The following is an 11,867-nucleotide window of genomic DNA, read 5'->3' on the forward strand; positions in this document are numbered from 1 at the left end:
CGAAATAGGCCTTGCAGGCTGCATTTTACCTAATCGGCGTCACCCAGCCCACATAATAAAAACAGCCTCTCCCGATTCGAAGGAAAAGGCTGTTGATTAGCTAACCATTGATTACATAAGGAAATTCTGCAATATGCGAGATAAAGTCTCACAAACGGAGGCATCAAAGGATAGGCCCCGTTCATTATTATTGGAGATGATGCGGACAAAAGTGCAGGGAACATGGAAACGTTTGGCGGTCATCCAAACCGCAGCGGCTTCCATTTCTTCGCAGAGGGCCCCCGTTTTTTCCCGAATGCATTTAATCTGTTCGGGCGCCTCGTTCCATTGGTCACTTGAGGCGATGATACCCGTGCGGTAGGAAGTGCCGCTTTTTTTGAGAAAGGCCTTCAGTATGTTTCGGAGCCTTTCATCCGTCTCAAGAAGCGGCGGCACATCGGGAAAGTCCATGGCAGCCACGGACTCATGTTCAAGGGCGCCAAGCTCCATAAAACGCAGGCCATCACGTCCCAGATAGCGAGCGTTGGCGTTATAAAGAGCGCTTCCTACCACCACGTCACCTACAGCAAGGTCGCCGTAACCACCGGCCGTACCTTGGTTCACGATAAGGGAAGGTTGATAAAGAGCGCAGGCAAGAGCCGTTGCTGCACCAGCCGCGGCCGTGCCGATGCCGGTCTTAGAAATGATCAGGGGACGCGTGCCAAAGGTTCCTCGCCAAAAGGAAAAATCTCCGTACACGTTAAGTTCAGCCCCTTTGAGGCGCTTGATGAAAGGAGCCACTTCCATTTCCATGGCGCCTTGGAGAACAATCGGTCCCTTCCCGTCTTCTAAAGGCGTAAGCCTGGCATCAGACATGGGTTACTCCAAGGTCATGGCAAAGACTGTATTGACCGTAACGCTCACTTCATAAGGTTGGGGTGCAAAGTTTGTCTCCGGTGCGGTGCTGTCGCTTGCAGTTTTTGCCATCATGAGAAGACGGGGGGAAGCACCGAGGGTAAAGTTCGATTCGCTGACACTGGCCTGACGCAGGACGCCAAGTCCCCGTCCCCCCGCATTGGCGATCGTCTGGGCACTCTGGCGGGCATTTGCAACCGCTTCCGTCATGAGCTGACGGCGATAGACGGACTCATTTTGGAGACCATAGGAAAGAGATTCCACCCGGTTCACACCGGTTGAAAGGACACCGTCAACAACAGTACCCAATTCATTAAGGTTCTTGACCTTGGCGGACCAAGAAGCATAAAGGCGATAGCCCGTTAGTTTCTGGCGGCCATTTTTTTCATAGGTATAGGTCGGTGCAACGGTGTAGCGCGTCGTTGCCATATCAGCACTGGAAATTCCCAAGGCCGTAAGTTTGGCAAGGACCTTTGTTGACATTTGGGCGCCGCCGGCACGGACGGCTTCAACCGTATCTCCCGTGGTTTCATAGGAAAACGTAACCGCTGCCATATCGGGAGCCACCATTTTGCGGGCCGTTCCCGTCACGGCAACCGTATCCAGAGGCTGCTCGGCATGGACCGTGGGAAGGCCAGTACTGAAAACACAGAGAAAAAGTGCGGCAGATGCTAAGAATTTTTTCACTTTGATTCACCTCATTACATTTAATGATCTTATTATACCATGAGGGAGTGAAAAGAGGGTGAACTCTTTAACCAGGATGGTTGAAACAAAAGGACAAAATTCCTGAGCACGGATTTTTCCCTTTGAATCTCTTTGGATCGCCCAACTTTTTTCAAAAAGCAAAAGCCCCCATAAACGATTCCATATCGTTCATAGGGGCGTTTTGACAGATTCAATTCAAGCGATTTGGATCAGGAACGGTTTCGTTTATATCGGTCCCACGCGGGGCAGTCATGGCAGCGCTCACCATGACATTTTTCCATGCGGGCTCGTTGACGATCGACAACTTCTTGGGCAATGGATTCGAGGGTGATGTGCTTCAATTCTTCCCGGCAAGCGCAGTTCATCTTTTCATAAAGCCGGTCAAAGACAAGGGACATACCGCTTGATATAAAGCAGTCCATGTCTTCTGTCCCGCTCCGCCATTTGGTATCGACAAAGGAAATGCCGAGACCATCTGCAATGGTAAGCAGGGTCGTCTTTTCAGTACCCGATACAGCAGCGTAGCCGCCGACATGACCTTCCTTGGTCTCAACAAGGCCCAATTTCTTTAATTTTCCCATGATCTTACGGACCCGGACGGGATTCGTACAGATATTGCGTGCCAGTTCATCACTGGAGACCAAGGTGCCCAAATGGGTCAGGTAAACCAAGGCATGAACAGCAACAATGAAATCACTTTTCACTCACATGACTCCTTTTATACAAAAAGGAGATGGACACTCCATCCCCTCAGGCAGCCCGTCGGACCGCTTTTTTACCAGAACAGGAATACCTTAGAGAACCCCTTTTTCCTTCAGCCAGTCAGCGACAGCTTCTTTTGTCGGTGGGTTGACGAGAAGTTCACTATAGGTTCCCTTGTTGACGAGCATCAGGCTCGGAATGACTTCAATATGGAATTGACGGGCCAAGGCTTCGTCTTCATCGATATTGACACCAGCAAAATCGACCTTATCATCGATTTCCATGGCAAGCTCGCCTAAAGCAGGTTTCAGTTTTGCACAGTATTTGCACCAAGGAGCAGAAAAACCTACAACAACGGGTTTCTTGCTCTTTACCACTTCGTTTTCAAAAGTTTCACCAGTAATCATGTTAAATGCCATATCAAACACTCCTTTATGACAAGAGATCCATAAGGACCGATGGAGAATGATTTCTTTGATTACTGTAATTTTATCTACTACAGTTTAGTTTGTCAAGATTGCATTTTTGCAGCTGCTGAAAAGAAGCGGCAGCCTTCTACGCAATCGGAGTGAACGCGGTCTGCTTCGGTGCAGCAGGAATCCACCCGACTCTTTCTTTGTCACTTACCTACGTCAAATAAATCAAAAGAAAGGAAGGAAAAAGAAAAGCATCCGAGCGTCCCTTAGCCCCTAAGGCGGAGCGTTCCATTGGATAAGAAAGAGCCCATTGCGATAGCAAGTACTTGTCTAACGCAATGGGCTCACATCCTGTATCAAATCCGTTTCCTTGTGCTGGCGAGGCTCATGGCCCTTATCACCGATCAAAGAGCGCATCCACAAAGACTTTTGGATCAAAGGGCCGGAAGTCCATCATGCCTTCTCCAATACCGATCCACTTGACGTCAAGACCCAGTTCTTCTTTGATGGCAACAACGACGCCACCTTTGGCCGTACCGTCAAGTTTCGTTAGGACAACACCTGTAACATGCGCGGTCTCGAGAAAAATCTTAGCCTGGGTAATGGCGTTCTGTCCGGTCGTTGCGTCTAGGACAAGAAGCGTTTCATGGGGTCCGTCGGGCACTTCCTTGCGGATAACGCGGTACATCTTATCAAGTTCTTTCATGAGGTTCGTCTTGTTATGGAGACGGCCTGCCGTATCGACAAAAAGGACATCCGTATGGCGGGCCAGGGCTGCTTTCACACCATCATAGACGACAGCAGCCGGGTCTGCCCCGATATCCCCATGGCTGATGACAGGAACCTGCGCCTTTTCGCCCCAAATCTTAAGCTGCTCCACAGCACCAGCACGGAACGTGTCGGCAGCCGCACACATAACTTTATAGCCCATGAGGCGATAATAGTTGGCGAGTTTTCCAATGGTCGTTGTCTTGCCCACGCCGTTTACCCCAACAACAAGAACGATGGTGGGATGCCCTTTAAAGTTCATGCGCGGGCCTTTAACAGTGAGCATGTCAGCGATGTACTGTTTGATAAAAGGCAGGGCTTCAGCGGGGGACTTGATTTCTCGCGTCGCTGCCGCTTTTCTCAAAGCCTGCATAATCTTTTCCGTCGTCTTGATGCCTACGTCGCCTGCAACGAGGATCATTTCGAGCTCATCCATGAAGTCCTCGTCCAGATCAACACTGATCCCGACCAGGTCTTCCATGCGCTCTGTAAAATTCTTGCGGGTCTTTTCAAGGCCCTGACGTAACTCTTCAACAAAACTCATGAAGCGGCCACCTCCGATAGTTTAACGGATAGGACACGGGAGACGCCGGATTCACTCATGGTGACGCCGTGCAGCGTGTCCGCAGCTTCCATCGTGCCTTTACGATGGGTGATGATGATAAATTGGGTCCGTTTTCCATAGTCCCGAAGGAACTCAGCAAAACGATCGATATTGGTTTCGTCAAGAGGCGCGTCGATTTCATCAAGGATGACAAAAGGCGCCGGATGATAGGAAAGAAGAGCAAAAAGCAAGGCAATGACGGTAAGGGCCCGCTCCCCGCCAGAAAAAAGGGATAGGTTCCGCATCTTTTTCCCTGGCGGCTGGGCTTCAATGTCGATGCCCGTTTCGAGAAGGTTTTCTTCATTTTGGATGACAAGACGTGCCTTCCCACCGCCGAAGAGCTTCTCATAGCACTTGCCAAAATACTCGTTGATTTTGTCAAAGGCTTCTCGGAATCGTTTGGTCATATCTGAATTGATTCCACTGATGACAAGTTCAAGCTGCTTTTTCGCAGTCACCATATCATCGTACTGTTTGGTGAGGAATTCATACCGTTCCTTTGCCGCTTGGTAATCCTCTTCAGCCGCAAGGTTCACAGGCCCCAGGTCCTCAATCTTTTGAGCAAGGAGAATTTCTTCTTTCTTGAGGGCTCCTTCCCCGATATCAGTCAGGGCTTTTTCCCGGGCTTCCTCCACGGACAGCTTGAAATTATCAGCTAAGATTCCTGCCGTGCTTTCCATTTCAGAGGTTTTTCTTACGCTGTCCATCTCGACTTGATGACGCTTTTCCTTGAGGCCTTCCAGGCGTTCCTGAAGCTTGCGGGCATTTTCAAGAAGGATGTCACGGCCCTCTTCATAGCCCTTTCGCGTCTTTATAAAGGCCTGGGTCTTTTCATCCGTCCCTTCAAGACTCTTGTCAAAGGCCTTGATTTTTTCCTCAAGGGACGCAATGGTCCCTTCTGATTTTTTCAGCATGGCTTCGGTCTTTTCGATTTCAGCCACTTCGTTCAGGCGATCCTTTTCGGCTTTGGCACTGCGCTCGTCGATTTCTGCCATGCGGCTTTCAAGGGACGTGATCTGCGTTTTGAGGGTGTTATAGGAAACGATGACATCCTGATATTTTTGGTTCAACGTCTCAAGGCGAAGCTTGTCCTTTTGGAGGGTTTCTTCCTGGCTGCGGGCTTCTTCCCGCTTCTGTGAATCTGCCTCCTCAAGGGTCTTTACCTGGGGTTCAAGGCTCTTGATTTTTTCAGTTATGGCAAGATAGGCCTTCGCTGCCTCCGTTTTTTCATCGGAAAGAAGGAGAAGACTTTCATTCTTTTCACCCAATTCCTTTTGGGCCTGTTCCACTTGGGCGGACAGGGTTGCCATGGAAACAGCCAGTTTCTGGTAGGTATCGGCACACTGATTGCGGTCAATGACTGCATCCTGTTCCTGATGAAGGACTTCCTGGAGGGCTTGGTTAAGAGCTGCCAACTCTTTTTCCAATTGGGCCCGTTCCTTTTGGTGCGTTTCAAGTTCCTGATGGCGGGAAAGGAAACTCCTGCGATTTTCTTTTTCACCGCCTGCAAGGGACCCACCGGAATAGATGACGTCCCCTTCAAGGGTTACGACGCGAACGCGCATATCGGCCCGTTTAGCCGCATCTAGGGCCTGATCCAGGGTTTCAGCCACAAGAACCTGTCCCAGAAGAAAATCCACGGCCGGCATAAGGTCCGCATCGACCGAAACGAGACTTGAGGCAAGGCCGATGATACCAGGTGCCTTGAGGGCTTCTTTTTCCTTAGGGGAAAGGCTGCGGGGCCGGATGGTATCAAGGGGCAGAAAAGTCGCCCGCCCTCCTTTTTGGCTCTTAAGGTGACGGATGGCCTCCTTGGCCGTTTGGGCATCACGGGTAATGATGTTCTGCAGAGCCCCGCCAAGCGCCGTTTCAATGGCCGTTACATAGCGGCCTTCGACATGGAGCAGCTCGCCCACAACGCCGCAGATTCCGCTGCGCCAGCCTGCTTTTGACTGAAGGATGGTCTTGACCCCGCGGCTGAAGCCATCATGGTCCCGTTCCATATTTTGGATGACCTGGATGCGGGCTTTCTTTTCACTCAGCTGCCTTTCCTTGCCGGCTACGGCCTTTTTGGCTTCTTCCAAGTGAGCGACGAGCTCATCAAGACGTGTTTTGGCTGCCGTGCCCTTTTCCTTGACACGCTCCTGCTGGTTTTTTGCGTCTGTAAGAGCTGAACTGCCGTTTTCCAGGCGTTCTGCCGCGCTTTTTACCTCATCTTCGGCAAGGTCCATTTTTTCCTTCATCTGGGCCAAGCGGCGATGAAGCTGTTCTTCTTCCTGATGGGCAGCGTTAAGCTCATTGCGCAGCGTTACAAGTTCCCGCATACGCTCAAAATTCTCGTTTTGGGCCTCTTCCCTGCGCTTTTCGCTTGCTGCCACAAGGCGCGTCAGTTCGTCCTTTTCCTTTTCCGTACGGGAAAGGGACGCCTTCACAGCCTGATACTTTGCTTCTTCCTCATCATAGGTGCCCGTAAGGAGGGCCAGGTTTTCCTGGTTTGCTTCGAGGTCCTTTTCAAGGCGTGCCACGACGCCCTGCATCTGCTCAATCTGGATCTTACCTTGACGCATTCGCTCACGGTAAACGCTCGCCTCACTGACGCACTGGCTGCGCGCTTCCTGTTTTTTGCGCACGCTTTCCTGATAGGCTCCAAAAGAAGCATCATGGTCTCGGAGTTCCTTATTTTTGGCGTCGATTTCAGATTGGAGCTGAGCGGCCTCTTCATCAAGGCGCCTTTCCTCTTTCCCCCACCCTTCAAGACGCGCCTCAATATCGCTCTTTTCCTTTTCCAGGTGGTCCAGCCGGCGCACAAGCTGTGTTACACGCACCCGTTCATAGCGAGCATCAAGTTCCTTATAGGTACGAACCTTTTCCGCTGCTTTTTCAAGAGGTTTCAGCTGACCGGAAATCTCTGTCTGGATATCGTGGATGCGCAGAAGGTTTCCTTCCGTATCATCGAGCTTTCTCATGGCTTCTTTTTTACGGAGACGATATTTGGCAATACCTGCCGTTTCCTCAAAAATGGTACGCCGGTCTTCGGGACGGCTGTTTAGGATCTCATCAATCTTATTCTGGCCGATGATGGAAAGCGATCCGCGCCCCAGACCCGTGTCGGCAAGGAGATTTACAATATCCTTTAACCGACAGTTCTTGCCATTGATGGCATATTCACTTTCACCGCTGCGGTATACACGGCGGCGGATACTGACTTCATCAAAGTCCACCGGAAGATCATGATCACTATTGTCAAAAACAAGGGTCACATCGGCCATACCCAAGGGCCGGCGGGCACTGCTGCCGGCAAAGATGACATCTTCCATCTTGGTTCCGCGCAGGTACTTGATGCTCTGTTCACCCATGACCCAGCGGATGGCATCGGAAATATTGCTCTTGCCGCTGCCATTTGGTCCAACGATGGCCGTAATCCCGTTTTCGAAATTGACATTGACCTTATCGGCAAAGGACTTGAAGCCGTGGGCTTCAAATGACTTTAATCGCACGTAGGTCCATCCTTCTTAATTTGCTTTGACATCTGCCAAAGCGACTTCATCAATCCCATCGATTTCCTTGATGGTGACGTTCACTGTTTCATGGGTGCTCGTCGGGACGTTCTTTCCAACATAGTCCGCCCGGATTGGCAATTCCTTATGTCCCCGATCGACCATAACAGCCAGTTGGATGGCCTTGGGACGGCCCATGTCGATGAGTGCATCAAGGGCGCAGCGAATGGTCCGGCCCGTAAAAAGAACATCGTCGATGAGAACGACCGTTCGGCCGTTCAGGTCAAAATGGATATCCGTTTCTCCCATGACAGGATTATACCCCAAGGTAGAAAGGTCATCCCGGTACATCGTAATATCCAGGGAGCCAACAGGGACCTGGACGCCTTCGATTGCTTCAATGGTCTTTGCAACGCGTCTGGCAAGCGGTACACCGCGGGTCGTAATGCCGACAAGGGCTACGTGCTCCACACCTTTGTTGCGTTCCACAATTTCGTGGGAAATCCGCACAAGGGCGCGGCGCATTGCATCTTCATCCATTATTGTTTTCTTTTTCACTGAAATGCTCATGATGGATTCTCCTTAGTGAAATTGGCCATGGCGCAGGCGCGTCAGGATCGTTTCCATATCGCTGGGAAGAGGTGCTGTAAAGGACATGATTTTTCCCGTCCGGGGATGGCGGAACGTCAACGTCTCAGAATGAAGGGCCTGTCCGTCAATCGAAAAACAGGTCTTTTGCGGTTGATATTTGGGATCTCCCACCAGGGGATGTCCCAGATAAGTCATATGGACGCGGATTTGATGCGTCCTTCCAGTCTGGAGGCGGCAGCGCACGACCGTAAAGCGGCCGTAACGTTCAAGGACCTCATAATCGGTCACGGCAAGGCGGCCGCCGGAAGGCACAACAGCCATACGCATGCGGTCCTTGGGGTCTCGGTCGATGAGGGTCTCAATATGGCCCCGGTCGTCCTTGATATTGCCCCGCACAACAGCAATGTAGGTACGTTTGGCTTCCTTGTCCTTGATCTGTTGGGAAAGCGACAGATGAGCCCTATCGTTTTTTGCACAGACCATGACGCCGCTAGTATCCTTATCGAGGCGATGCACAATGCCGGGCCGGACAACGCCGTTGATTCCTGATAAATCCTTGCAGTGATATAAAAGGGCGTTTACAAGGGTCCCTGTATAGTTTCCCGCCGCGGGATGGACAACCATGCCCCGCGGCTTATTGACGACAATCACATCCTCATCTTCGTAGAGGATAGCTAAAGGAATGGGCTCAGGTTCTGCCTCAAGGCTCACAGCAGGCGGAATGACAACCGTAAAGACATCCCCCAACTTGACCTTATAACTTGCCTTGACCGGCTTTCCTTCTTTGGTGACAAGTCCTTTTTCCATATCGTGCTGCAGGCTTGAACGCGAAAGATCCAGGACGTCAGCAAGATAGCAGTCCGCGCGAAGCCCTTGATCCTTTTCTGCAGCGGGCTCAGTTACTTTTGTGGTTCCGTCTTCCGGCATTCGTCCATGACAATATTCCATACAATCAGCCCCACTCCTACACAAATAAAGATATCGGCCACATTGAAGATGGGCCAAAAATAAAAGTCAAAAAAGTCAATGACAAAGCCCGTTTCGATGCGGTCGATGAGGTTTCCCACGGCCCCGCCCAGGAAAAAGGCTGCACCCAATTGGACGACAATCGCTTCTTCTTTGATCCTGCGCCAGAAATAAATCAGGACGGCAATGACGGCAACCGTCATCAAGATGAAAAACAGCCGCTGGTGCTCCAGCATTCCAAAAGCAGCACCGGGGTTAAGAATATAAGTCAGGCTCATGACCCCTGGCACGACGGGAATGCTCTCTCCCTCTGCCAGATGGGATTGAACCAGGATTTTCGTCACGCGGTCCAGGATAATGACGGCTAAACTGATGAGAACAAGAGGCATAACGCTTCGGACTCCTTCGAACGTGAATGAATTGATATAAAAAAGAAAGAGCCCTACAATGCCGTTTCCGTCCCTTGTTTTGAACCTGCATGAGCAGGTGGGTGCCCTCCCTGTCACTGCTGATGTCCCCTCAGGGGGGCATACCATGAGCGGCCGGAGTTTTCGGGCTCCCTTATAAAGAGTGTTGGCTCAAAACCTATAGGACTTTTTCGTACATCGGAGGGTTGCTCTTTACCTGTATTATAGCAAGAAATGGGGATGGGTGCAAGGTTTGAGGGAGAATCAGCCAGTTCAAAAAGCGGACTGATTGGCAAAATGAACGATTCCCCGCTGCGCAAAAACAGAAGGAACAAGAAAATGCATGACGGCTTCCCGCATGGGGCTTATTTTGCTGCCCTCTTGACTTTTCGCCTTACGTGCCCGCTTGCTGGCTCGCACCTTCGCAGCTCAACTTTCCGACTTTTTACCCTTACCTTTGAGACTTCCCCGTCATACAAAAACGAGCCAAGGATTTCTCCTCAGCTCGCAGTCAATGGGGTTATTCTTCTTTTTCCTTCTTTACGACCGTGCTCCTGATATGCAGTTCGCGCATCTGTTTTTCGTCGACGATGTTCGGAGCTTGGCTCATGACGTCCACAGCACTCTGCGTCTTCGGGAAAGCAATGACATCACGGATGGACGGACGTTTCGCCATGAGCATGATGAGACGGTCAAGGCCAAAGGCAAGGCCGCCATGAGGAGGCGCGCCAAATTCGAAGGCATTCAGGAGGAAGCCAAATTTTTCCTGAGCCTGTTCATCTGTAAGCCCAATGGCTTCAAAGACCTTGTTCTGAACAGTGCGGTCATGGATACGAATGGAACCGCCGCCAATTTCTACGCCGTTAAGGACCATGTCATAGGCTTTGGCATAGACATGACCTGGATCGGTGAGAAGCTTATCCACATCTTCATCGCAGGGAGACGTAAACGGATGGTGCATAGCGACATAACGGTGTTCTTCTTCGCTGTATTCGAACATAGGGAATTTCACAACCCACGTAAAGGCAAGCTTATCGGGATCGATGAGGTTCAGGCGTTTGCCCATTTCAAGACGAAGGGCCCCCAACGCGGCTGCCACGACAAGGGGATTCTTATCAGCCACAAAGAGCAGGACGTCGCCTTTTTCAGCTTTGCCCGTTTCCAGGATGCGCTTCATTTCTTCTTCGCTGAAGAATTTGGCAATCGGGCTCTTGATGGAACCGTCTTCGTTGACAATAATCCAAGCAAGGCCCTTGGCACCATAGATACCGACAAAGTCTACAAGGCCGTCGAGTTCACGGCGCGGGATGGCGCTGTAGCCCTTGACGTTGATGGCTTTGACAAGACCGCCTTTTTCGATGATGTCCTTAAAGACCTTGAACTGGGTCCCTTCAAGGGCTTGGTTCATGTTGACAAGCTTCATGCCAAAGCGCAGGTCCGGCTTATCCGAACCGTACTGATCCATGGCATCATCCCAGGTCATGCGGCCGAAAGGAACCTGCAGTTCCTTTCCAAGAGCATTTTTAAAGACATAGGCAATGAGGTTTTCTGTCAGCGTCATGATATCGTCTTCGTCGATGAAGGACATTTCCATATCAAGCTGGGTAAATTCAGGCTGACGGTCGGCGCGCAGGTCTTCATCACGGAAGCAGCGGGCAATCTGGAAGTATTTTTCCATGCCGGCTACCATGAGAATCTGCTTAAACAGCTGCGGAGACTGCGGCAGGGCATAGAACTTACCAGGGTTGACGCGGCTCGGGACAAGATAGTCACGGGCGCCTTCCGGAGTGCTCTTGCAGAGCATTGGCGTTTCGATTTCAAGGAAGCCCTGGTTGTCCATGAAGTCACGGACAAGCTTCGTCACTTTATGACGGAGGATGAGGTTGCGCTGCATTTCCGGTCTGCGCAGGTCAAGATAACGATAGCGCAGTCTTACATTTTCATCGACGTCCACACCGTCCTGAATGTAGAAAGGAGGCGTCTTGGCCGGGTTCAGGATGTTAAGGCCCTTGACTACGACTTCCACTTCACCTGTCGGAAGGTTCGGGTTCACCGTCTCTTCCGTACGGTTACGGACCGTACCTTTGACTTGCAGGACAAATTCGCTGCGGACCGTTTCCGCCTTATGGAAATCCTTGTCATCATGGGCCGGATCAATAACGACCTGGACCAGACCGGAGCGGTCACGTAGATCAATGAAGATAATTCCACCATGGTCACGCCGTTTGCTGACCCAACCGCACAAGGTGACGTTCTTGCCGGCGTCTTGTTTTCTAAGCTCACCACAGTGGTGACTGCGTTCAAAACTCATCTT

The 11,867-nt window shown here is 51.0% G+C and carries 10 protein-coding genes and 1 other RNA gene; all 11 read right to left on the reverse strand.

Features of this window, described 5'->3' with window-relative positions:
- Positions 1 to 111: 111 nt before the first annotated feature.
- Positions 112 to 855 (reverse strand): 5'-methylthioadenosine/S-adenosylhomocysteine nucleosidase, encoded by a 744-nt coding sequence (locus QZQ08_RS03950; RefSeq protein WP_296328168.1) that lies wholly within the window; start codon positions 853 to 855, stop codon positions 112 to 114.
- Positions 856 to 858: 3 nt separating this feature from the next.
- Positions 859 to 1,581, reverse strand: a complete 723-nt coding sequence (locus tag QZQ08_RS03955; protein ID WP_296328170.1) for an SIMPL domain-containing protein — start codon at positions 1,579 to 1,581, stop codon at positions 859 to 861.
- 230 nt (positions 1,582 to 1,811) lie between these two features.
- Positions 1,812 to 2,306, reverse strand: coding sequence for an Rrf2 family transcriptional regulator (locus QZQ08_RS03960; RefSeq protein WP_296328173.1), 495 nt, complete (start codon positions 2,304 to 2,306; stop codon positions 1,812 to 1,814).
- Between the two features lie 90 nt (positions 2,307 to 2,396).
- Complete coding sequence (locus QZQ08_RS03965) at positions 2,397 to 2,723, reverse strand: co-chaperone YbbN (protein ID WP_296328178.1); 327 nt, start codon at positions 2,721 to 2,723, stop codon at positions 2,397 to 2,399.
- Positions 2,724 to 3,117: 394 nt separating this feature from the next.
- On the reverse strand, positions 3,118 to 4,032 hold the full coding sequence (ftsY, locus tag QZQ08_RS03970; protein ID WP_296328181.1) for a signal recognition particle-docking protein FtsY: 915 nt from the start codon (positions 4,030 to 4,032) through the stop codon (positions 3,118 to 3,120).
- Entirely contained in the window at positions 4,029 to 7,589 is a 3,561-nt protein-coding gene (smc, locus tag QZQ08_RS03975; RefSeq protein WP_296328184.1) for a chromosome segregation protein SMC, read from the reverse strand. Before smc ends, ftsY begins: the two co-directional genes overlap by 4 nt.
- Positions 7,590 to 7,604: 15 nt before the next feature.
- A complete protein-coding gene (gene pyrR, locus QZQ08_RS03980) occupies positions 7,605 to 8,159 on the reverse strand; it encodes a bifunctional pyr operon transcriptional regulator/uracil phosphoribosyltransferase PyrR (protein WP_296328186.1) in 555 nt (184 codons plus the stop codon).
- A gap of 12 nt (positions 8,160 to 8,171) precedes the next feature.
- The gene (locus QZQ08_RS03985) at positions 8,172 to 9,128 is read right to left on the reverse strand and encodes an RluA family pseudouridine synthase (RefSeq protein ID WP_035224064.1); all 957 of its coding nucleotides are present in this window, start codon (positions 9,126 to 9,128) and stop codon (positions 8,172 to 8,174) included.
- Positions 9,080 to 9,535, reverse strand: a complete 456-nt coding sequence (lspA, locus tag QZQ08_RS03990) for a signal peptidase II (protein WP_009015580.1) — start codon at positions 9,533 to 9,535, stop codon at positions 9,080 to 9,082. Before lspA ends, QZQ08_RS03985 begins: the two co-directional genes overlap by 49 nt.
- A 46-nt stretch (positions 9,536 to 9,581) precedes the next feature.
- Positions 9,582 to 9,763: non-coding RNA, 6S RNA (gene ssrS, locus QZQ08_RS03995), on the reverse strand.
- 310 nt (positions 9,764 to 10,073) lie between these two features.
- Positions 10,074 to 11,864 (reverse strand): aspartate--tRNA ligase, encoded by a 1,791-nt coding sequence (gene aspS, locus QZQ08_RS04000; protein ID WP_296328197.1) that lies wholly within the window; start codon positions 11,862 to 11,864, stop codon positions 10,074 to 10,076.
- Between the last annotated feature and the right edge of the window lie 3 nt (positions 11,865 to 11,867).

Origin of the sequence: uncultured Acidaminococcus sp. (assembly GCA_900538365.1) — a bacterium.
Classification (GTDB): domain Bacteria; phylum Bacillota; class Negativicutes; order Acidaminococcales; family Acidaminococcaceae; genus Acidaminococcus.

Bases quoted from the DNA above. Each gene is read 5' to 3' on its own strand.
- lspA (WP_009015580.1), bottom strand. From the start codon at position 9,535: ATGCCTCTTGTTCTCATCAGTTTAGCCGTCATTATCCTGGACCGCGTG.
- aspS (WP_296328197.1), bottom strand. From the start codon at position 11,864: ATGAGTTTTGAACGCAGTCACCACTGTGGTGAGCTTAGAAAACAAGAC.
- ftsY (WP_296328181.1), bottom strand. From the start codon at position 4,032: ATGAGTTTTGTTGAAGAGTTACGTCAGGGCCTTGAAAAGACCCGCAAG.
- QZQ08_RS03985 (WP_035224064.1), bottom strand. From the start codon at position 9,128: ATGGAATATTGTCATGGACGAATGCCGGAAGACGGAACCACAAAAGTA.
- QZQ08_RS03950 (WP_296328168.1), bottom strand. From the start codon at position 855: ATGTCTGATGCCAGGCTTACGCCTTTAGAAGACGGGAAGGGACCGATT.
- pyrR (WP_296328186.1), bottom strand. From the start codon at position 8,159: ATGAGCATTTCAGTGAAAAAGAAAACAATAATGGATGAAGATGCAATG.
- QZQ08_RS03965 (WP_296328178.1), bottom strand. From the start codon at position 2,723: ATGGCATTTAACATGATTACTGGTGAAACTTTTGAAAACGAAGTGGTA.